The organism is Agromyces sp. CF514, assembly GCF_900113185.1.
GTDB lineage: Bacteria > Actinomycetota > Actinomycetes > Actinomycetales > Microbacteriaceae > Agromyces.
In genome coordinates this window covers 1,769,397-1,790,498 of the sequence record NZ_FOZD01000001.1, presented here as the reverse complement: position 1 = coordinate 1,790,498, position 21,102 = coordinate 1,769,397, and the positions used below count along the sequence as shown (strand labels likewise).

Annotated in this window: 15 protein-coding genes and 1 tRNA gene; 8 read left to right on the top strand and 8 right to left on the bottom strand. The window is 71.8% G+C overall.

The genetic code is table 11. The features are described 5' to 3' along the window. Positions 1-72: 72 nt before the first annotated feature. Together BM342_RS07905 and BM342_RS07900 are read right to left on the bottom strand one after the other, a co-directional pair. Positions 73-876, bottom strand: coding sequence for an IclR family transcriptional regulator (locus BM342_RS07905; RefSeq protein WP_092964856.1), 804 nt, complete (start codon positions 874-876; stop codon positions 73-75). A gap of 32 nt (positions 877-908) precedes the next feature. Next, positions 909-1,967 (bottom strand): D-2-hydroxyacid dehydrogenase, encoded by a 1,059-nt coding sequence (locus BM342_RS07900; RefSeq protein ID WP_092964855.1) that lies wholly within the window; start codon positions 1,965-1,967, stop codon positions 909-911. A 124-nt stretch (positions 1,968-2,091) separates the two neighbouring features. Here BM342_RS07900 and BM342_RS07895 point away from each other — a divergent pair, with 124 nt between their 5' ends. From BM342_RS07895 to BM342_RS07870, 6 genes are all read left to right on the top strand, one after another. Beyond that, on the top strand, positions 2,092-3,030 hold the full coding sequence (locus tag BM342_RS07895) for an NAD(P)-dependent oxidoreductase (protein ID WP_092964854.1): 939 nt from the start codon (positions 2,092-2,094) through the stop codon (positions 3,028-3,030). Between the two features lie 83 nt (positions 3,031-3,113). Further along, positions 3,114-4,571 (top strand): NADP-dependent phosphogluconate dehydrogenase, encoded by a 1,458-nt coding sequence (gndA, locus tag BM342_RS07890; RefSeq protein ID WP_092966680.1) that lies wholly within the window; start codon positions 3,114-3,116, stop codon positions 4,569-4,571. A 109-nt stretch (positions 4,572-4,680) separates the two neighbouring features. Next, the gene (locus tag BM342_RS07885; protein WP_092964853.1) at positions 4,681-5,037 is read left to right on the top strand and encodes a YidH family protein; all 357 of its coding nucleotides are present in this window, start codon (positions 4,681-4,683) and stop codon (positions 5,035-5,037) included. Between the two features lie 7 nt (positions 5,038-5,044). Then, positions 5,045-5,386, top strand: coding sequence for a DUF202 domain-containing protein (locus BM342_RS07880; RefSeq protein ID WP_092964852.1), 342 nt, complete (start codon positions 5,045-5,047; stop codon positions 5,384-5,386). Then, positions 5,383-5,745 (top strand): hypothetical protein, encoded by a 363-nt coding sequence (locus BM342_RS07875; protein WP_092964851.1) that lies wholly within the window; start codon positions 5,383-5,385, stop codon positions 5,743-5,745. Before BM342_RS07880 ends, BM342_RS07875 begins: the two co-directional genes overlap by 4 nt. A gap of 142 nt (positions 5,746-5,887) precedes the next feature. Continuing rightward, a complete protein-coding gene (locus tag BM342_RS07870) occupies positions 5,888-7,219 on the top strand; it encodes an erythromycin esterase family protein (protein ID WP_092964850.1) in 1,332 nt (443 codons plus the stop codon). Positions 7,220-7,313: 94 nt separating this feature from the next. Here the strand turns inward: BM342_RS07870 and BM342_RS19855 are convergent, their stop codons facing one another. From BM342_RS19855 to BM342_RS07845, 5 genes are all read right to left on the bottom strand, one after another. Further along, positions 7,314-7,808 (bottom strand): hypothetical protein, encoded by a 495-nt coding sequence (locus tag BM342_RS19855; protein WP_092964849.1) that lies wholly within the window; start codon positions 7,806-7,808, stop codon positions 7,314-7,316. Positions 7,809-7,822: 14 nt separating this feature from the next. Then, positions 7,823-9,523 (bottom strand): long-chain-fatty-acid--CoA ligase, encoded by a 1,701-nt coding sequence (locus BM342_RS07860; protein ID WP_092964848.1) that lies wholly within the window; start codon positions 9,521-9,523, stop codon positions 7,823-7,825. Between the two features lie 6 nt (positions 9,524-9,529). Then, complete coding sequence (locus BM342_RS07855) at positions 9,530-10,507, bottom strand: ribose-phosphate diphosphokinase (RefSeq protein WP_092964847.1); 978 nt, start codon at positions 10,505-10,507, stop codon at positions 9,530-9,532. Positions 10,508-10,545: 38 nt separating this feature from the next. Further along, positions 10,546-11,985, bottom strand: a complete 1,440-nt coding sequence (gene glmU, locus BM342_RS07850) for a bifunctional UDP-N-acetylglucosamine diphosphorylase/glucosamine-1-phosphate N-acetyltransferase GlmU (RefSeq protein ID WP_092964846.1) — start codon at positions 11,983-11,985, stop codon at positions 10,546-10,548. 1 nt (position 11,986) lies between these two features. Next, positions 11,987-12,058, bottom strand: a tRNA-Gln gene (locus BM342_RS07845). Between the two features lie 124 nt (positions 12,059-12,182). Here BM342_RS07845 and BM342_RS07840 point away from each other — a divergent pair. Beyond that, the gene (locus tag BM342_RS07840; RefSeq protein WP_092964845.1) at positions 12,183-12,674 is read left to right on the top strand and encodes a MarR family winged helix-turn-helix transcriptional regulator; all 492 of its coding nucleotides are present in this window, start codon (positions 12,183-12,185) and stop codon (positions 12,672-12,674) included. Between the two features lie 139 nt (positions 12,675-12,813). Beyond that, on the top strand, positions 12,814-14,076 hold the full coding sequence (gene aztD, locus BM342_RS07835) for a zinc metallochaperone AztD (protein ID WP_092964844.1): 1,263 nt from the start codon (positions 12,814-12,816) through the stop codon (positions 14,074-14,076). Between the two features lie 105 nt (positions 14,077-14,181). Here aztD and BM342_RS07830 read toward each other — a convergent pair whose 3' ends face one another. Beyond that, positions 14,182-20,874: a DUF7927 domain-containing protein gene (locus BM342_RS07830; protein ID WP_143109789.1), complete on the bottom strand. Its 6,693-nt coding sequence runs from the start codon at positions 20,872-20,874 to the stop codon at positions 14,182-14,184. Positions 20,875-21,102: the final 228 nt, after the last annotated feature.

Sequence of the window (21,102 nt, the reverse complement as noted above, 5' to 3'; positions counted from 1 at the left end):
TCGCATGCGCGGCACGAAGGGAGCGAGCGGATGCCGGCCGCGGCCGCCAGCCCGCGCGACGCCGTCCGGGGCTCAGCGGGCTCGAGCGCCGGCCAACGGGTTCGTCAGGCGAGCGGCGGCGTCGACGAGCGCCGCGGCGACGGAGGCCACCCGGCCGGGCGTCGCCTCGGCGACCGGCAGCGCGACGCCGAGCGCGAGGCTCGGGTCGCTCGGCGCCCAGCCCTCGAGCGGCACGGCGACCCCGACGATGCCGGGGAAGGACTCCCCGTCGTCGAGTGCCCAGCCTCGGTCGCGCGCGGCGGCGAGCTTCACCAGCAGGTCGGGGATGTCGCGGATGCTGCGGTCGGTGAGCCGCGGGAACGGCGCGGTGCCCTCGAGGAGCGTCGCGACATCCGCATCGCTCATCGACATGAGCAGGGCGTTGCCCGTCGCGCTGAGGGCCGCGGGCAGGCGCGACCCGAGCGGCGTGCCGAACCTGACGCTGCGCGAGCCCTCGTGGCGTGCGAGGTAGAGGGCCTCGGTGTCGTCGAGCATCGCGACCTGCACGACCTCGTGCACCAGCACGGGCGACGTCTCGCAGACCGTGTAGAACTCGCGCACCTGGCTGAACTGCGCCGCGTACGCCCCGCCCAGCTCGATCGTGCGGCGGCCCAACTGGTAGCCGAGCGGCACGCGCTGCACCATCATGGCCGACTCGAGCGCGAGGCAGAGGTTCATGGTCGACGACTTCGCGAGCCCCAGCCCGCCCGCGATCTCGGTGAGGGTGAGGGGTCCGGATGCCTCGGCCAGCAGCCCGAGGATCGCCATGCTGCGCGTGACGGCGGGCGCCGGGTCGCGTCCCTGGCGGTCGGCCTTCGCGTCGGACTCGTCGGACATGCCATCCCCTCCGTCCGCGGGCAGCCGCGGGATCAGTAGAACTCGACCGTGTCCACCACGCTGCGCATCGGCAGCCCGTCGAGGAACCGGGAGGCGTCGTCGGCGAACCGTCGGGCGATGCGCTCCTCCTCCTTGCGCGAGAGCGCCGCGGTGTGCGGACTCACGAGCACGGAGGGGTGCGACCACAACGGCGACTCCACCGACAGCGGCTCGGACTCGAAGACGTCGAGCGCGGCGAAGCCGACCCGCCCGTCGTCGAGCGCCGTGATGAGCGCCGCCTCGTCGATCACCGTACCGCGCCCGACGTTGGCGACGATGACGCCCGGCCGCACGGCGGCCAGGATCCGTTCGCCCACGAGGTGATGGGTGGCCTCGGTGCCCGGCAGCGTCGTGACGATCGCATCGACCTGGCCGACCGCACCCTCGAGCTCGTCGATCGGCACGAGCCGGTCGACGCCGTCGACGGGCTCGCCGCTGCGGGTCGTGCCCCAGACGCGGGCGCCGAGCGCGCTGAACCGGCGCGCGCACTCGGAGCCGATGCCGCCGAGGCCGACCACGAGCACGGTCATCTCGTCGAGCTGGCGCATCTCCCAGCGCTCGGGCCAGGTCTTCGACCGCTGGTCGGCGATGAGCCTCGGCAGGTGCTTCGCGCCCGCGAGCACGCCGAACACGGCGAACTCGGCGAGCGGCCCGCCGTGCACCCCCGCACTGGTGGTGAAGGCGATGCGATCGAGCAGCTCTCGCTCGAGACCGGCCGCCTTGACCTGGCTGCCGCCCCCGGCCGCGGTCGTCATGACCCACCGAAGGCGCGGGTTCGCCCGCGCCGTGCGGGCGAGGGCCGCCGGCTCGACGTCGGGGATGCCGAACAGCACGTCGGCGGAGTCGACCATGGCGTCGAACGCGGACTGCTGCTCCGGCGTGCGCTTGTGAGCCGGGTCGCCCGACCAATCGGCCGGGCCGCGCATCGGACGCACGAGCGCGTGGTCGCGCACGACCTCGAGGCGCGGCTCGAGCTCCTCGACGAGCCGGCACAGCTCCTCTGAGAGCGGCACCGCCACCACGGCGCGCAGGCGGTTGTTCGAGTCGGGCATCCGGTCTTCCCCTTCGTTGCGGCGGGCCGTGCAGGCCCCTCCGGAGCGGTCTGGCACCCAGCATACCCGAGATTCATCATGTTGAACGATGTTCGACAGGTTGGCTGTCGGATATGCTGTCGACATGTCCAACGCCGAACATCACTCCCCCGCCCGACCCGCGACCGGGTCGCCCCGCACCGACCTCGCCATCGGCATCGTCGGGCTCGGCTCCATGGGCGGCCGCATGGCAGAGCGCCTCATCGGCGCGGGCGGGCCGGTCGTCATCACCGCGCGCCGACCGCAGCCCGACCTCGTCTCGCTGGGCGCCGAGTGGGCCGGGACCCCGCGCGAGCTCGGCCTCCGCTCCGGCGCCGTGCTCGCGATGCTGCCCGACCTGCCCCAGCTCGAGCAGGTGCTCGACGGGCCAGAGGGACTCCTCGCCGGCCTGCTCGAACGCGAGGGCGACTCGCTCCTCATGATCGGGTCGACCTCGTCGGCGCCCGAGGTGCGCGCGCTCGCCGAACGGCTCGCCGCGGCATCCGACGGCCGGATCCACGTCGTGGACTGCCCGGTGTCCGGCGGTGAAGACGGCGCGACGGCCGGAACGCTGTCGATCATGCTGGGCGGCGACGGGGCCGACGCGGCCCGCGCCGCCGACCTGCTCGCCCCGTGCGGCACCCCCGTGCGCCTCGGCCCGCTCGGCGCGGGCGAGGTCGCCAAGGCGTGCAACCAGCTCATCGTGTCGGCCACGATCCTCGCCCTGGGCGAGGCCGCGGTGCTCGCCGAGCGTTCGGGTCTCGACCTCGAAGCGCTCTTCAGCCTGCTCGCGGGCGGCTACGCCGGATCGAACCTGCTCGCGAGCCGCATGGAGAAGCTCGTCTCCGGAGACGACTCCCCGTCGGGCGTCGCCGAGTACATGGTCAAGGACCTGCGCTTCGCCGCAGAGGCGGCGGCCGCCACCGGCACCGACCCAGTGCTGCTGCCGACCCTGCGTGCGGCCTTCGACGAGCTCGTCGAACGCGGTCTCGGCGGGCGCGACATCGCGGTCACCCGCCGGTTCGTCGCCGAGCGGTCGTCGTGACCTCTCAGCAACAGCGCGCAACGGTGAGGCGCGCTCACAGTACGCTTGACTCATCCCCAGCAAACTTCACGAGGAGTGTGTTCGTGCCTGAAGCCGTAGCCAACATCGGAGTCGTGGGACTCGCCGTCATGGGTTCGAACCTCGCCCGCAACCTCGCGAGCCGCGAGGGCAACACGGTCGCCGTGTTCAACCGCTCCTACGAGCGCACCGCGACACTGCTCGAAGAGCACCCCGAGGCCGGATTCGTCGGTTCCGAGACCTACGACGAGTTCGTCGCCTCGCTCGCCAAGCCCCGCACCGCGATCATCATGGTGCAGGCCGGCAAGGGCACCGACGCCGTCATCTCCGAACTCGCGAGCCGATTCGAGCCCGGCGACATCATCGTCGACGGCGGCAACGCGCTCTTCACCGACACCATCCGCCGCGAGAAGGCGGTGCGCGAGACCGGCATCAACTTCGTCGGCGCCGGCATCTCCGGCGGCGAAGAGGGCGCGCTCAACGGCCCCTCGATCATGCCCGGCGGCTCCGACGAGTCGTGGGTCACGCTCGGCCCGATCCTGAAGTCCATCGCCGCGATCGCCGAGGGCGAGCCCTGCGTCACGCACATCGGCCACGACGGCGCCGGCCACTTCGTGAAGATGATCCACAACGGCATCGAGTACGCCGACATGCAGCTCATCGCCGAGGCCTACGACCTCATCCGCCGCGGCACGGGCAAGACCCCCGCCGAGATCGCCGAGGTCTTCGCCGAGTGGAACCGCGGCGAGCTCGAGTCCTACCTCATCGAGATCACCGCCGAGGTGCTCAAGCAGGTCGACGCCGAGACCGGCAAGCCGCTGGTCGACGTCATCCTCGACGAGGCCGGCTCGAAGGGCACCGGCGTCTGGACCGTGCAGACCGCGCTCAGCCTCGGCACGCCCGTCTCGAACATCGCCGAGGCCGTCTTCGCCCGCGGCCTGTCGTCGCACCCCGAGCAGCGCGCCGCCGCCAAGGGCCTCACCGGCCCCGACGAGGCCGACCGCATCCCGGCCGACCAGGTCGACGCGTTCATCGAAGACGTGCGCCTCGCGCTCTACGCCTCGAAGATCGTCGCCTACTCGCAGGGCTTCGACGCGATCCGCGCCGGCGCCGTCGAGTACGACTGGAACATCGACCTCGGCGCCGTGTCGAAGATCTGGCGCGGCGGCTGCATCATCCGCGCACAGTTCCTGAACCGCATCGCCGACGCCTACGCCGAGACGCCCGACCTCGAGCTGCTGCTCTCGGCGCCGTACTTCGCCGAGGCGTTCACGCGTGCGCAGGCCGCCTGGCGCCGCGTCGTCGTGCGCTCGGTCGAGACCGGCATCCCGGCACCGGCATTCGGCTCGTCGCTCGCGTACTACGACGGCCTGCGCGCCGACCGCCTGCCGGCCGCCCTCGTGCAGGGCCAGCGCGACTTCTTCGGTGCGCACACCTACAAGCGCATCGACAAGGAGGGCGTGTTCCACACGCTCTGGTCTGGCGACCGCACCGAGATCGCCACGACGCCGTCGACCCACTGACCCGGTCTCGCGGGTAATCTTGGCCCCGGGCGCGAGCCCGGGGCCGAGTGCGTTTCGGGCCCTGCCCACCCGCCCCGGCTTCGGCCGATCCAACGACGAGTGAGGGTGCATGCGCAAGGCGAGGTGGCAGAGCGAGGGCCACGACCCCGACTACCGCTTCACGCTGGCCAACGAGCGCACCTTCCTCGCCTGGATCCGCACCGCGCTCGCGCTGCTCGCCGGCGGGGTGCTCCTGTTCGAGTTCGCCCAGCAGATCGGCCCGCGCATCGTGGTGCTGATCCTCGCCGTCGGCCTGGCGATCGTCGCCGCGATGCTCGGCGGCCTCTCGTACGTGCGCTGGCGCGCGAACGAGATCGCGATGCGCACCGGCCGACCGCTCCCCCAGAGCATCGCGATCCCGCTCCTCTCGGCCATCGCGCTCCTGGCCGCGGCCGTGATCGCCGTCCTGATCCTGATCTCCCGATGAGCCGCGCATGACCGCCGAGACGCACGCATCGCTCCCCCGCGACCCGGGACTGCAGCCCGAGCGCACCGCGCTGGCCTGGAGCCGCACCGGCCTGGCCATCGCCGTGAACGCCGTGCTCGCGCTCCGCGACGGCCTGAGCTCGAACCAACCGGCCCTCTCCACCGCCGGCGTCGTGCTGTTCGTGCTCGCGGCGGTCGCGGTCGCCCACGGCACCGTGCGTCGACGGCAGCTCGGCGCCCGGCGCGAGATCGTTCCGCCCTCCCCCCTGGTGATGCTCGGCGTCGCCGCCACGGTGCTGCTCGCGGCCGTCGCCGGCATCATCTCCATCTCGATCGAGGCGACACGATGACCGACGAACACCCCGAACTCGCCGGCTACGAGCCGGCCGACCGGCCACGACGCCCCGGGCGCCAACGCGCGATCCGCATCGCGGTGCTCGTCGCGCTCGCCGGCATGGTGCTGCCGATCGTGCTCTCCACGTTCTCGGTCGCGACCTCGACCGCCAGGTCGACGTGCGCGGCCTTCGCGGCGGCGGCCACGGGCAGCACGACCGACGACGTGACGACCGAAGCCCCGTTCGAGCTGTTCGCGGCAGGCGGCCCGGGCTGGCAGTGCTACGTCACCGCCCAGAACGGCGACCGGCGCCACCTGGCGAACTTCGGGATGTTCCCGGCCGCGCCGCGCTACGGCGTCGGCACGAACACCTGAGTCGCCGGTCGCGCGGCGGGCGTGCCGGCGCCGGGTGCACAGCGCGCGCGGGGGCCGTGACGGCGCCGGGTGCGATGCATCCGCGTTCCGCCATGAGTGAACCACGCGTCCCGGCCGACGCGCTCGCCGGTACCATCGCCCGGTGACCGACCAGGACGACGACCTCTCCCGCTGGCTGCGCACCCACGCCCACGACCTCGCGACGACCGATCCCGATGCCGACGACGACCGCGATCTCGAGCGGTTGCTCGACATCGTGGGCGACGCCCGCATCGTGGCGATCGGCGAATCGATGCACCGCGTGCACGAGTTCCTCGACGTGCGGCACCGCATCCTCCGCTTCCTCGTGCGCCGTGCCGGATTCACCGCCCTGGTCATGGAGGGCGGATTCGCCGAGGCGCTCACGGTCGACCGCTGGATCAGCACGGGCGGCCCGGGCGTGAGGCGGGTGTTGAACCGCGGACTCACCTATCACTTCGGCAAGAGTCAGGAGATGCTCGACCAGGTGGCGTGGATGCGTGCACGCGCCGTCGGGCCCGAAGCCCCGGTGCGCCTCTACGGCATGGACCTGCCGGATTCCGCGGCCAGTGCGCTCCCGGCGGTGCAGGCCGTGCTCGAACTGCTCGACGAGGTCGACGTCGAGTACGCCCGCCACGTGCGGGCGGAGCTCCTCCCGATCTTCGACTACCTGCCCGGCGACCGGTCGGGCCTCGCCCAGGCCGCCCCGGACATCCATGCCTACCTGGCGCTGCCCGCCTCGACGCGGCACGAACTGACGGCACGCATCTCGGACCTCGTCGAGCGCGTGGGCGCGCGCAGCGTCGAGTCGGTCGCTGCGACCGGCGATCCGGCTCGCGTCGCCGTCGCCGTCCGTGCGGCCGAGAGCGCCCGCGCCGCGGACGCGTTCCTCGCCGCGATGACGGCGGGGCCGACGCGCACCTGGCCGCCGGCCAACATCCGCGACCGGGCGATGGCCGACACCGTCGACTGGATCCTCGAACGCGAGCCGCGCATCGTCGTCGCGGCCGCGAACGGCCACGTGCAGAAGTCTCCGTTCCTCGCGCCTCCCTTCGTCACGCAGCCCATGACCACGCTCGGCCAGCACCTCGAAGACCGCTGGGGCGACGACTACGTCGTCCTCGGTTCGGCGTACGGCGGCGGCAGCACCTGGCTGCACCGCCCGGCGCCCGAAGATGCCCCCGGCCACTCCACCCCGTTCATCGCCGCGCTCGCGGAACCCGATGCCGAGAGCCTCGACGGAGCACTCGGGCGAGCGCGCCCCGGCCGCGACTACTTCGTCGACCTGCGCACGTCGAGCGACCGCGCCGCCGCGGCGCTCGATGCGACCAAGGGATCGCAGCAGGGCGACCACGTGCAGCTCCTCGATGCTCGACGGGCCTACGACGGCGTGATCCGGCTCGACCGGGTCTCTCCGTGGCACACGTGGATCGACGAGCACGGGCTCGCCGACTGACCCCGGATCCCGACCCTTCGATGCGGCGGGCCGCACCGCGCACCTTCGGACATCGTGCGGGCGCCGATCTTCGGCCGACACTCGGTGTGCGCTGCTAGTCGCCGTCGGCGGTGTCGGCTGCGGCCTCGAAGAACACCCGCTTGTACGAGCGGCCGTCGGGCAGCGTGATGGTGCGCGCCTCGACGAGTCCGCGGTTCACGCGCTGGTAGACGGCGTTCGGGGTGACGCCCAACCGCCTCGCAGCCTCGGACACGCTCTCGCCCGGCAGGTCGGTGGGCACGCTCGACGGGCGTTCGCGCTTGCGCTGCCGGCTCGCCTCCTGGCGGTCGGCGATCGCGCGATCGTCGCCGGCCCACCGGTACTTCGCAGCAGAGGGGCTGAGACCGGCGGCATCCGCCACGTCATCCCAGGTGGCACCATCGGCGACCGCCTCGCGGGCGGCGTCGAGCGCGGCCTCGTCGGCCTCGAGCGCGGTCACGAGCGAGCGGATGCCGCGCAGCCGGTCCAGCGGCGCGGGATCGCCCTCACCCGCCTGCATGGCCGCCAGCGCCGCGAGGGCGGCGGCGGCATCCGGAGACAGGAAGGACATGCGGGCGAACCGGGTCAGCCGGCCAGGAGCCGGTTGCGCACCTCGCGGCGCAGGACCTTGCCGATGAGCGACCGCGGCAGCTCGTCGAGCTCGACGACGCGCTTGGGCACCTTGTACGGCGTGAGTCGCTCACGCGCGAACTCGCGGATCGCGGCCTCGTCGAGGCGCTGGCCGTCGGCGAGCACGACCGCTGCGACGACCTGCTCGCCCGAGTGCGGGTCGGGCAGCCCGACCACGGCGACGTCGTCGATGCCGGGATAGGTGCGCAGGGCCTCTTCGACCTCGGTGGGTGCGACGTTGAAGCCGCCCGTAATGATGAGCTCCTTGATGCGGTCGACGACACGCACGAAGCCCTCGTCGTCGATCGCGACGATGTCGCCCGTGCGGAACCAGGGCGCACCGCCGTCGGGGTCGGCGACGAAGACGGCCTCGGTCTCGACCGGCTTCTTCCAGTACCCCTGGAACACCTGCGGACCGCGCACGAGCAGCTCGCCCTCGCCGCCGGGCGGCACGTCGGCCGTCGGGTTCTCGGGGTCGACGACGCGGCACTCGGTCGAGGGCAGCGGCAGGCCGATGGTGCCCTCCTTGCGGTTGGCGGCGACCGGGTTGGCCGAGATCACGGGCGAGCACTCGGAGAGCCCGTAGCCCTCGACGAGCACCCCGCCGGTCGCGGCCTCCCAAGGCTCGACGACCGCGGGCGTCAGCGCCATGGCACCCGAGATCGCGATCTGGATGCCCTCGAGCGAGACGCCCTTGGCCGCCGCGGCCTTGGTCAGCCGGTCGTAGATCGGCGGCACCGCGGGCAGGAAGGTCGGCGGCCGCTTCTTGATGACCGGCAGCACGAGGTCGGGATCGAACTTCGGGAACAGCACGAGGCGTGCGCCCATGCTCATCGCGAACGTGAGGCAGAGCGTCAGGCCGTAGGCGTGGAACATCGGCAGCACGGCGTAGACGACGCAGTTGCCGCGCTCGATGGTCGGCACCCACGCGCGCGACTGCGCCGCGTTCGCGAGCAGGTTCAGGTGCGTGAGCGTCGCACCCTTCGGCGACCCGGTGGTGCCGCTCGTGTACTGGATGAGCGCGACGTCGGATGCCTCGGGCGCGACGACGTGCGCGTCGATGCGCTCGGCCTCGACGAGGTCCGACCACGTCGAGGTGCCCTTGGCGCCCGAGGTGAGCGCCGCGCGCGACTCGCGGGCCTTGGCGATCGGCAGTCTGAGGGCCGCGCGCGTGAGGAACGGCATGGCACGCGTGACGTCGACCGAGATGACGTGCTTCACGCCGAGGTCGACCGGGAACTCGCGGATGCTGTCGACCACGTTGTCCCACGCGATCGCGAAGCGGGCCCCATGGTCTTCGAACTGGTGGCGGAGCTCGCGCGGCGTGTAGAGCGGGTTGTGCTCGATGACGATCGCGCCGAGGCGCAGCACCGCGTAGAAGGCGACGATGTGCTGGGGGCAGTTCGGCAGCACGATGGCGACCGTGTCGCCCTTCTGCACGCCCAGCAGGCGCAGCCCCTCGGCGGCGCGCTCGACCTGCTCGCCGAGTTCGGCGTAGGTGGTCTCACGGCCGAAGAACTCGAGCGCGACGCTCGCCGGGTGCTCGGCGACCGAGGTCGCGAGCAGGTCGTACAGGGAGCCCTCTGGCAGCTCGAGGTCGTCGGGAACGCCGTCGGCGTAGCTCGCGAGCCACGGCCGGGGAGTCGTGATGCTCATCGGGGCTTACGCGGCCCCGTCGAACATGCTCGTGACGGAGCCGTCTTCGAAGACCTCGTGGATGGCGCGAGCGAGCAGCGGGGCGATGGGCAGCACCGTGAGGCGGTCCCAGCGCTTGTCTTCGGGCACGGGCAGCGTGTCGGTGACGACGACGCGGTCGATGAAGTCGGACTGCAGGATCTCGGTGGCGGGCGGCGAGAACACCGCGTGCGTCGCCGCGACCACGACGCCGATGGCGCCGGCGTCCTTGAGCGCTTCTGCGGCCTTCACGATCGTGCGTCCGGTGTCGATCAGGTCGTCGACGAGCAGGCAGACGCGGCCCTTCACGTCGCCGACGATCTCGTGCACCGAGACCTGGTTCGGCACGAGCGGGTCGCGGCGCTTGTGGATGATCGCGAGGGGGACGCCGAGCTTGTCGCTCCAGATGTCGGCGACGCGCACGCGGCCCATGTCGGGCGAGACGACCGTGAGGGTCGACGGGTCGAGCGAGTTCTTGAACTCCTCGAGCAGCACGGGCATGGCGAAGAGGTGGTCGACGGGACCGTCGAAGAAGCCCTGGATCTGCGCGGCGTGCAGGTCGATCGACATGATGCGGTCGGCGCCCGCGGCCTTGAACAGGTCGGCGACGAGGCGCGCCGAGATCGGCTCGCGGCCACGGCCCTTCTTGTCTTGGCGCGCGTACGGGTAGAACGGCGCGACGACGGTGACGCGCTTGGCGGAGGCTCGCTTGAGGGCGTCGAGCATGATGAGCTGCTCCATGAGCCACTCGTTGATCGGCGCGGTGTGCGACTGGATGACGAACGCATCGGAGCCGCGCACGCTCTCGTCGAATCGCGCGTAGATCTCGCCGTTGGCGAAGGTGCGCGCGTCGGTCGGCACGAGCTCCGAGCCGAGCTCACGTGCGATCTCCTCGGCGAGCTCGGGGTGCGCACGCCCCGAAACCAGCACGAGCCGCTTCGATCCGGTGGTTTCGATTCCCGACATGTGGTGTGTCCTCTCCACCTGCGCTGGGCGCGGCGTGTTCAGTCGGCGTCGGAACCGGATGCCTCGGCGGCGGCGGCGGCGTCGGCCGCCGCGGTACCGGCCCGGTGCTTCTGGACCCACTCCTCGATGTTGCGTTGCGGTGCCACGTTCACGGCGAGCGCACCGGAAGGGACGTCTTTTCGGACGACGGTTCCGGCGGCCGTGTAGGCGCCGTCACCAATCCTAACGGGCGCGACGAACACCCCGTGAGACCCGGTGCGCACGTGCGATCCGATGTCGGAGTGGTGCTTGCGCACGCCGTCGTAGTTGGCGAAGATCGAGCCCGCACCGATGTTGGAGTGCTCGCCGATCGTGGCGTCGCCGACGTAGGACAGGTGCGGAACCTTGCTGCCCGTGCCGATGCTGGCGTTCTTGGTCTCGACGAACGCGCCGATCTTGCCGTCGGCACCGAGCACGGTGCCGGGGCGCAGGAACGAGAACGGCCCGACCGTGGCACCCGCGCCGATGACGGCGAGGGTGGCGTCGGTGCGACGCACGTCGGCGTTCACGCCGACCTCGCAGTCGGTGAGCGTCGTGTCGGGGCCGACGACGGCGCCGGTCTCGATGAGCGTCGCGCCCTTGAGCTGCGTACCGGGGCGGATCGTCACGTCCTGCGCGATGCGCACGGTGAGGTCGATCCACGTGGTGGTCGGGTCTTCGATCGTGACGCCGTTCAACTGCCAGCCGCGGATGATGAGCGCGTTCAGGCGCGCAGCGGTCTCGGAGAGCTGGGCACGGTCGTTGATGCCGGCGACGAGCCACGGCTCGGACACGGGCACGGCCTCGACCTCGGAGCCCGCCGCGCGCAGCAGCTGGATCACGTCGGTGAGGTACTTCTCGCCCTGTGCGTTGTCGGTCGTGAGGTTCGCGAGCTGGTCGCGCAGTGCCGCCGCGCCGAACGCGTAGATGCCCGCGTTGATCTCGCCGATGCCGCGCTCGGCGTCGTTCGCGTCCTTCTGCTCGACGATGCGGTCGAACTGGCCGGCGTTGTCGCGCACGATGCGGCCGTACCCGGTCGGGTCGTCGTAGAGCGCGGACATGACGGATGCCGCGGCGGAACGCGCGCGGTGCAGCTCGAGGAATCCGGCGAGCGTGTCTGCGTTCAGCAGCGGCACGTCGCCGTTGAGCACGAGCACCTCGCCGTCGAAGTCGGCGGGGAGCGCGTCGAGCGCCTGCTCGACCGCGCGACCGGTGCCGGGCATCTCGTCCTGGTCGACGATGAGCACGCCGGGCAGCTCGGCCTCGACGGCTGCGGCGACGAGGTCTCGCTCGTGGCGCACGACGGCGACGACATGCGCGGCGTCGAGTGCACGCGCCGTGGCGAGCACGTGTCCGACGACGGGGGCGCCCGCGAGCGGGTGCAGCAGCTTCGGGGTCGCGGACTTCATTCGCGTGCCCTGGCCTGCGGCGAGCACGATGATGGCGAGGCTCTGGTCCATGCTCCGCCACCAGGATTCGAACCTGGACCGAACAGCTCCAAAGGCTGTCGTGCTGCCGTTACACTATGGCGGACCACCCGCGCGGCTTGCGCACGAGCGCCCTCCAGTCTGCCAGACCGACCGCGGTGTTCGGTGCGTCGCCGCCGACGTTCGCCGCGCGGCGCGCGCAGTTCCCCGGGCCGCGGGATACTGGTCGGATGACGCATGCCGACGAGGTCGATCGCATCGTCGAGGACTGGGAGCGCGAGCGCCCCGACCTCGACTTCGCACCGCTGCAGGTGCTCTCGCGCGTGGCCCGCCTCTCGAAGCACCTCGACCGCGCCAGGCGCCAGGCGTTCGCGCGTTCCGAGCTCGAGGCGAGCGAGTTCGACGTGCTCTCTGCGCTGCGGCGTGCCGGCGCCCCGTTCCGGCTCTCCCCCAAGCAGCTGCTGCAGCAGACGCTCGTCTCGAGCGGCACGATGACGAACCGCATCGACCGGCTGGCCGAGCGCGGCCTCGTGAGCCGTCAGACCGATCCGAACGACGGCCGCGGCATCCTCGTCGAGATGAGCCCCGCCGGACTCGCCAGGGTCGATGCGGCCATCACGCGACTCGTCGACGCCGAGGCCGAGCTGCTCTCGGGGCTCCCGGCGGGCGAGCAGAAGCGACTCGCGGGCCTGCTGCGCAAGCTGAGCCTCGGCTTCGACTGAGGGGTCGGCGCACCGGCCGAGGCAGCGGCGCGCCGACGACGACGAGCGGATTCGCGGACGACCGTCGGGACATCCGCTCGGTTCGTCCTGCCCGGTTCGTAAATTGATAATGATTTTCATTAACGATAGCGTTCCCGGCATGATCACCGATCGAAGGCCGCCCAGAGGCCGCCTCCTGTCCATCGCCCCCGCCCTCCTCGTCGTCGTCGCACTGGCGGCCTGCGCCTCGCCCGGCACACGCGAGGGCCCCGCCGAGGCATCCGACCGAACGACGCCCGACGCCGCCGAGGCCGAGGTCGCCGCCCCGCGGATCGTGGCGACCTACGACGGCGGCGTGCTCGTGCTCGAGGGCGACTCGCTCGAGGTCGTCGACGACATCCCGCTCGCGGGCTTCCTCCGGGTGAACCCGGCCGGCGACGGCCGACGCGTGCTCGTCTCGACCGACGACGCCTTCCGGGTGCTCGACACCGGGGTGCGCGTCGAGGCGCACGGCGACCACGACCACTACTACGCGGTGGCGCCCGAGCTCACCGATCTGGCCTTCCCGGCGTCGCATCCCGGGCACGTGACGACGAACGCCGACACGACCGCGCTCTTCGCCGACGGCACGGGCGAGGCGCAGCTCTACGCGGGCGACGACCTGCGCAACGCCCGCGATCTCTCGGACGTCGACCTCGTCGTGCACGAGAGCGAGTCCGCCCACCACGGCGTGGTCGTGCCGCTCGCGGACGGCGCCCTGCTGACGACCGTCGGCGACGAGACGTCTCGCTCCGGCGCCGCGGTGCTCGACGCCGAGGGCTCCGAACTCGCCCGCACCGACGCCTGCCCCGGCGTGCACGGCGCCGCCGTCGCCGCCGCCGGTACCGTAATGCTCGGATGCGAGGACGGCGCGATCGTCTGGAGCGGCGGCGCGTTCTCCAAGGCGCGGTCCGCCGATCCGTACGGCCGCATCGGAAACCCGGCGGGCAGTGCCGCGTCGCCCGTCGTGCTGGGCGACTACAAGGTCGACCCCGACGCGGACCTCGAGCGGCCCACGCGCGTGAGCCTCATCGACACCGGGTCGGCGACGATCCGGCTGGTCGACCTGGGCACGAGCTACAGCTTCCGCTCGCTCGCGCGCGGGCCGCTCGGCGAGGCGCTCGTGCTCGGCACGGACGGCGCGATCCACGTGCTCGACCCCGACTCGGGCGAGACGCTCGAGCGGATCGAGGTCGTCGAGGCGTGGACCGAGCCGACCGAGTGGCAGCAGCCGAGACCCGCGATCGAGGTGCACGGCCATCGCGCCTACGTGACCGACCCGGCCGCATCCTCGGTCCACGTGGTCGATCTCGACACGGGCACCGTCACGGCGACCGCGGTCCTGCCTCGCGTGCCGAACGAGCTGTCGTCGGTCGGCGGCTGAACGACGACGGGGCGGATGTCACGGGCGGCCGCCCGCGGCATCCGCCCCGCTCGTGCACGGGGCCGGCTCCTCGCTCCGAGCCTCAGCCCGGACCGATCGCCGACGCTACTCGGCCCGGCGGAGTCGGCGGCGCCGGATCGTCCCGGCCGTCAGCAGCAGCGCACCGCCGAGCAGCATCACGACGGCGAGCCAGCCGAGCCGAGCGGACTCGACGCCGGTGACGGGGATCGCCCCCGCCGTGACCGACGCGCTCCCCTCGGCGCACCGCTCGCCCGCGGACGCGTCGGACGGATTCATCCAGCACGCGGTCGCGGTGTTCGTGATCTCGCCCGACGCGCCGGCGGCGACGAGCACCGAGAGGGTGATCGGCGGGGCCGACGAGGAGACGCCGAGTGCGGCCGAGAGGTCGCAGGTCAGGGTGCCGCCGTAGCCGTCGGCGTCGGAACCGACGATCGCGCAGTCCTGCCAGTGCGGGAAGCCCGACTCGGCCGTGTCGATGGCGGTCACCTTCAACTGCGAGGGGATCGGGTCGGAGAGCGTCACGGGATACGCGACGCCGAGGGTCGAGTCGTTGCGGACGTCGATCGCGTACGAGAACGTCTCACCCGGCTTGATCGTGGAGCGGTCGGCCGTCTTCACCACGTGGAGGTCGGGGTCGCGCGGGACCGCGCACCCGGCGGGTGTCACCGCCGGGTAGTCGACGGTGGCGACCGCCTGCGGGTTCATCTCGAAGGTCACCGTCATCGCGTTCCGATAGGCCTCCGACGCGAGACTCGTGTCGCGGATCTGCGTCCCGTAGATCTCCGCCCCTGGCGCCAGCGGGAAGTCCGACGGTGCGAGCGCGCGCCAGCCCGGCCAGCCGATCGCGACGTCGTCGCCGTTCAGTACCATCCCGGGCCAGAGGAGTTCGCCGGTGAGCTGCCCTGCCGGGATCGTGTCGACGCGGACGACCGTACCGGTCGCCGTGCGCCAGGTGACGGTCACGGGCAGGTTCTCGGCATCCGGCACGTTCTTCGAGCTGATCGAGTACGTGAGGTACGCGGCATCCAGTCGGCAGTCGTCGGCGACGTCGACGATCAGCTGCGTCACGTCATGGGTCGTCGTGCAGTCCTCGTCGGCGATGCAGATGCCGTCGGGCGTGCCCGGCACGACGACGTTCGTCAGCGTCGTCCCGGCCGCCGAGGCGTCGACCGTCACCTGATAGGTCACGGTCACCGCACCTCCGACCGCGATGTCGGGGATCGCCCACGTGAGGGTGCCGTCCGGGCCGGGCGTCAGGCCGGGGTCGAGCGGCTCGACCAGGGTCACCCCGGTCGGGAGCGTGTCGACCGCGGTCGCCCCGGAGACCGGTGCCGACGACCGGTTCGTGGCGGTCAGCGTGTAGGTGATCGCCGACCCCACGTCGACGGCGCTTCCGGTCACGGGATCCGCGGTCTTCGCGAGCACCCACGACGGGGTGGGGTGCGTCGTGGTGCAGTCCGCGGGCAGCGTGCACTCGCCGCCCGTTCCCGGCGTCGCGACGTTCACGAGCGTGACGCCGATCGCGTCGGCGTTCACCGTCACGGTGTACGAGAGCGTCGCCACGTCTCCCGGCTGGAGCGTCGGGACGGCCCACGTCAGCGTCGTCCCGGAGAGCGACCCGCCGGACCCGATCGTGCCGATCGTCGCATCGTCGAGCACATCCGACAGGTCGTCGATGACGACCGCGCCCGAGAGGACGCCATCGGAGTCGTTCGTCGCCGTCAACGTGTACGTGACGGTGTCACCCGGCAGCACGATCGTACCGGACGCCGGATCGGAGGTCTTCTCGAGCACGAAGTGCGGCGTCGGGTGCGTCGTGGTGCAGTCCGCGGGCAGCGTGCACTCGCCCCCCGTTCCCGGTGTCGCGACGTTCACGAGCGTGACGCCGATCGCGTCGGCGTTCACCGTCACGGTGTACGAGAGCGTCGCCGCGCCTCCCGGCTGGAGCGTCGGGACGGCCCAGGTCAGCGTCGTCCCGGTGAGCGACCCGCCGGACCCGATCGTGCCGATCGTCGCATCGTCGAGCACATCCGACAGGTCATCGGTGACGACCGCGCCCGAGAGGACGCCGTCGGAGTCGTTCGTCGCCGTCAACGTGTACGTGACGATGTCACCCGGCAGCACGGTCGCACCGGACGCTGGATTCGAGGACTTCTCCAACACGAAGTGCGGCGTCGGATGCGTCGTGGTGCAGTCCGCGGGCAGCGTGCACTCGCCGCCCGTTCCCGGCGTCGCGACATTCACCAGTTCGACGCCGAAGGCGTCGGCGGCGACCGTCACGCTGTACGTGACGCTCGCGGTGGAGTCCAGATCGCCGATCGTCCAGGTCAGCGTGGTGCCCTCGAGCGTGAGGCCCGCCGGGAGCGGCTCGACCAGGGTCGCATGGAGCAGCACCGCCGAGAGGTCGTCGGTCGCCTGCACGCCCACGGGCGTCGCCGTGCCGGCGACATGTGTAGCGGTGAGCGTGTACGTGATGACGTCGCCCGGCTGGACCGTGCTGCCCGATGCCGGGTCCGAGGACTTCTCCAGGGTCCACTCCGGCTCGACCGGGGTGTTCCGGAACGTGCAGGTGATGTCCTGGTCGAGCGTCTTCGGCAGGGCGAGCGACCCGTCGGTCTCGCCGGCCGTGTAGGTCAGCGTGCCGTCGTCGCAGGTCAGCGTCGTCGTGTAGTCCGGGTTCGGGCCGCCGATCTGCTCGCTCAGCGTCGCGGTGTCGCCGCTGTACGCGATGACGGTCACGGTCTCCGAGGATGTGCCGGTGCCGCCGGGCGGCACCGTGGCCACGGCCGAACCGCTCCCGGTCAGCCCCTGCCCGTCGATCTCGATCACGGCGTCGTTCAGGGACACCCCGTCGACCCAGTCCTTGGTCAGCGTGAGCGCGACCGCGGTCCGACTGTTCGTGACCGTGCACGTGACGTCCACCGGCTGCTCGGGCACCACGTACGTGCCGCCGCGGCCGTCTGCGTTCGGGGTGAACCCGCCGGCGGGGCTGCACGAGATCGCCGACGTGTAGGAGCCGGTGTTCGCGTCGGACAGGACCTCGCCCAGGTTGACGGTCTGCCCGGTGCTGACCGTGACCGCCACGTCGTCGGCCGAGACGCCCGATCCGCCGGGAGGCACCGTCGCCGTCGCGGAACCGGTGGCCGCCCCCGTGATGCCGAGGGCCGCCGAGTCGCCGGCGGCGCCGTTCACCCAGGACTTCTGGAACGTCAACGTGGCCGTGGCGACGGTGTTCGTCATCGTGCAGGTCGCGTCGGCACCGGGTTGCAGGCTGATCGTGTCGGGACCGGTGAACGTCCCGCCCGTGCACGACCACGTCGTCCCGTTGACGTACCCCGGCACCGTCGACTCCGAGAGCGTGTACGACGTGTTCGCGCGGACGACCTGATCGGTCACGTCGGCCGTGTTGCCCGCTCCCGAGAAGCCGTCGGTGCCCGACGCCGTGAGCGTCCAGCGAGCGGCCAGCTCGGGCGTCGTGATGTCGCCCCCGGCTTGGTCGAGGACGCGCTTGACCAGGGTCAGGTGCGGCGCGTCGTCATCGTTGGTGAACGTGCAGAAGCCCGCCTCGCCGACCGCGAGGACCACTTGGGAGACCACCCGCGGAGTGGCGTCCGTCGTGGTGTAGCACTCCAGGTCCGTATTGGAGTAGCCCGTGACGGTCGACTCCGAGAGGTTGTACGGCTGGCCGGGCCGCACCCAGACGACCGTTCCGGTCTCCGAGCCCGCGACGGTCTGGGGCCCCAGGCCGGCCGGCACGGCCGGAGGCGTGGTCGGGGTCGCCGTGAGGTTCCACGCCGAGGCGTCGAGCGATCCGCCGTCGTCGTTGACGACGTGCTTGATGAGCGTGAGCGGTGCCGACTGGTTGCGGGCGACGCAGTTCACCGCGTAGCCGCGAGGTGCCGTCACCCCGCCGTTCAGGCCGTCGGAGAAGCCCGCGATGACCACGCCGGTGACCGGGTCGACCTGACTGCAGAACCAGCTGACGGTGGAGCCCGGGATGGCGTTCGCGCCGATGCCGACCTGCTGCACGTAACGCGGGTCGCCTCCCGTCTCCGAGAGCGGATACGTCGTCAGCGGCGTCACGGGGTGTGTGACCCCGCTCGTCCCGGATGCGAACGGCAAGGCCCCTCCGGGCGCCGTCGCGTTCAGCGTCCACGCATCGGCCGTGGCCGGCCCGTTCACGACCTGCTTGGTCAGCGTGAGCCGGGACGGACAGGTCGCGGTGTTCGTGATCTCGTACGAATTGAGCCCAGCGACGAGGGTCGCGGTGTACGGCAACGGCAGGTCGACGGTGCCGCCGTTGACGCTCGTCACTCGGCTCGACGTGATCGTGCACAGCGACCAGGACTCGATGCTCGTCGATTCGGAGACGGCGAGCGTGTCGCCGGCCGTGAGGCCGGTGCGCTGGGTCCCCCAGTCCTGCGCAGTCCCGCCCATCGCGAGCAGGGCCTGGAGTGCGGGCGGCTGGGTGCCGTTGTCGAACACGACCCCGTCGATGATCCACCGCTTCGCGGCGATCGCCGCGGCGGGCGGCTGCTGGGCGACGTTGTACACGGTGCAGCTGATCGGCACGTCGGCGGCGACCGGGACCGAGAACGACGTCGCCCCGGTGTTCGTGACGGCGACCGCCGCACCGGTGTCCACGCGCGTGCAGACGGCGTTGTTCCCGCCGATCTGGTTCAGCGTGTACCCCGCCTGCTGGGTCTCGCCGAGCGTCACGGTCCCGCTCGTGACGCCCCCGGCGAGGGTGAGGCCGAAGTTCAGCGCGCCCGTGGCCGTGTCGGTCTGCCCGCTGCCCGGAGAGACGGAGACCCCGGTCGAGCCGGTCGCGGTGAACGTCCAGCCGCCGGTCGGCACGCCGCCGGCGGTGCTCCCCGCAGCGGTCCCCGGCGGCTGCACCTGCTTGACCACGGTGATCGTCCCGAGGCAGTTGCCGAGCGCCAGCGCCCGGAGCGCGGCCCCGGCTGCGCTGTAGTCGGCGGTCTGGAAGTAGTCGGAGTTGAGGGTCGTGCCCGAGATGGAGCGCAGGTTGAGTCCTGCCGATGCCGAGCCGATGCCGGCTCCGACGCCCATGGCGATCAGCCGGCTGCCCTCGGCCTTCACGGCGTTCGCCGAGAAGATGCCGTTCTCGACCTCGCGGAAGCGGGTCTGCACCGGCGAGGTGTTCGTTCCGTAGACGGTCGGGTTCCCGTCGGTGATGACGACGACGACGTCGTAGTGCTGCGTGGCGTCGGCGACCGCGGCGAACGCCCGATCCCAGTTGGTGTACTGCTGGGTGCCGGTCGGGATCACCCAGCCGTTGATCCAACCCTTGACCGTGCTCGCTCCGGCGGTCGTCGACACCGCGGTCAGGCCGGGTCGGTTGACGTTCGTCCCACCGGCCGCGGGCGACGTCGTCGCGAAGGTGAACAGCGAGACGGTCGACGGGGTTCCGGTGAGGGCGTCGACCAGGGTGTTCGCCGCGCCCTTCAGGTTCGGCAGCTCGCTGCCGACCGATCCGGAGAGGTCAGCGACGATGGCGACGCTGAGACCGCACTGGGCGCTCAGGGTCGGGTTGATGCGGCTGTTCTGCCACACGCCGCCCGAGACGTTGGCGGCGGTGCCCGTGCCGACCATGAAGCTGCTGCTCGAGGCGTACGTCTGCCCGGCCTGCAGCTGGGTGCCGGTCTGGAACTGGTAGGTCTGCGACGTGGTCCCGCCCTGGGCGTTCTCTGCGCCGAGCGTGAGGTTCGCGTAGTAGCCCGGAACGGGTGGGGAGATCTGGCGCACCCAGAACCGCCGGTTCAGGTTCGCCCCACCGGTCTGCGTGTCGGCGATGACGAAGGAGCAGTCGCCGTCGGCGTCCGACACGCAGGTCGTCGGGTTGCCCGTTCCGGCCGACTGGGTCGTGGCGGTCGCGCTGTCGAACAGCGCGAGGGTCGCGCCGGCCAGGTTCGTCACGCCGCTCACGCCCGTGCGATCACTGCCGACCTTGACGGTGATGACCGAGGTGCTCGCCGTGGGGCCGGGTACGACCAGCGGCACGACGGCGGCATCGAGCGGCGCTGCATCGGCCGTGGCGTCGGTCAGCGCCTTCGCCTGCGGTGCGTCGGAGTCACGGGCTGCGCCGTCGCCGTCTCCGGCGTCACCGGCAGCGGCATCGGGCTCGTCCGTCGGCTCTGCTGTCGGTTCTTCCGTCGGGTCGGTCGCGGGATCCGACGAGGCGGCGGTCACGGTCAGTGCCGTCGCACACGCGTCGTCCGGTTCGCAGGCGGCCGCACCCTCGACGGTCGCCGCCGTCGCGAGCGTGGCGCCGTCCTCCGCGTCGTCGTCGACCGTGACCGCGAACGACGTCGTCAGCGCAGCGCCCGCCGGCACCGGCGCGGTCGCCGTCCAGGTGATGGTCTTCGCGGTCGCGTCGAACACGAGCCCTGCAGCGGCCAGCTCCTCGGTCGTGCTCGAGACGGTCGCGTCGTCGAGCAGCCCCGACAGGTCGTCGACCACGATCGGAACGGTGCTCGCGTCGGTCGTGGTCGAGAGGGACAGCGTGTGGGTGAGGGGATCACCGGGCGACGCGCTCGTCGCCCCGGCCGGGTCGACGGCGGCCGTCACGGTCCACTCCGCGCCTGCGGACGCCCCGCCGGCCGCCGTCGCGTCGTCGTCGGCGGATGCGCCGGTCGCGATCAGGGTCGTCGAGAGCAGTGCGAAGATGCCGCCGACGGCAGCCCCTGCTCGCCACCCCCACCGCTCCCGCCGTCGAACGGACGCCGACCGCCGACCATGCACCCTCTGCGACATCACGGCACCTCCACCCCGACCGGGTCGCGAGGATCGGGCCGTCAGGCGTGACACGGCAGTGGATCGACGCAGACCTGAGAGAATCTCTCGAATCGCGGTCATTCTGTCGGATCGGCGCCGAAACCGGTAGGGCAAGCCCGGGGGTACCGCGCCGCATCACCACCCCACTTCGGGGCGGACGGCGTGGGCGGATGCCGCGGGCGGCCGCCCGCGGCATCCGCCCCGCTC

What these genes read in the sequence shown, in the direction of transcription:
- BM342_RS07885 (WP_092964853.1), top strand. Translation starts at nt 4,681, where the DNA reads ATGCGCAAGGCGAGGTGGCAGAGCGAGGGCCACGACCCCGACTACCGC.
- BM342_RS07905 (WP_092964856.1), bottom strand. Translation starts at nt 876, where the DNA reads ATGTCCGACGAGTCCGACGCGAAGGCCGACCGCCAGGGACGCGACCCG.
- BM342_RS07855 (WP_092964847.1), bottom strand. Translation starts at nt 10,507, where the DNA reads ATGTCGGGAATCGAAACCACCGGATCGAAGCGGCTCGTGCTGGTTTCG.
- aztD (WP_092964844.1), top strand. Translation starts at nt 12,814, where the DNA reads ATGATCACCGATCGAAGGCCGCCCAGAGGCCGCCTCCTGTCCATCGCC.
- BM342_RS07830 (WP_143109789.1), bottom strand. Translation starts at nt 20,874, where the DNA reads ATGTCGCAGAGGGTGCATGGTCGGCGGTCGGCGTCCGTTCGACGGCGG.
- BM342_RS07860 (WP_092964848.1), bottom strand. Translation starts at nt 9,523, where the DNA reads ATGAGCATCACGACTCCCCGGCCGTGGCTCGCGAGCTACGCCGACGGC.
- BM342_RS19855 (WP_092964849.1), bottom strand. Translation starts at nt 7,808, where the DNA reads ATGTCCTTCCTGTCTCCGGATGCCGCCGCCGCCCTCGCGGCGCTGGCG.
- BM342_RS07875 (WP_092964851.1), top strand. Translation starts at nt 5,383, where the DNA reads ATGACCGACGAACACCCCGAACTCGCCGGCTACGAGCCGGCCGACCGG.
- BM342_RS07900 (WP_092964855.1), bottom strand. Translation starts at nt 1,967, where the DNA reads ATGCCCGACTCGAACAACCGCCTGCGCGCCGTGGTGGCGGTGCCGCTC.
- BM342_RS07880 (WP_092964852.1), top strand. Translation starts at nt 5,045, where the DNA reads ATGACCGCCGAGACGCACGCATCGCTCCCCCGCGACCCGGGACTGCAG.
- glmU (WP_092964846.1), bottom strand. Translation starts at nt 11,985, where the DNA reads ATGGACCAGAGCCTCGCCATCATCGTGCTCGCCGCAGGCCAGGGCACG.
- BM342_RS07840 (WP_092964845.1), top strand. Translation starts at nt 12,183, where the DNA reads ATGACGCATGCCGACGAGGTCGATCGCATCGTCGAGGACTGGGAGCGC.
- BM342_RS07895 (WP_092964854.1), top strand. Translation starts at nt 2,092, where the DNA reads ATGTCCAACGCCGAACATCACTCCCCCGCCCGACCCGCGACCGGGTCG.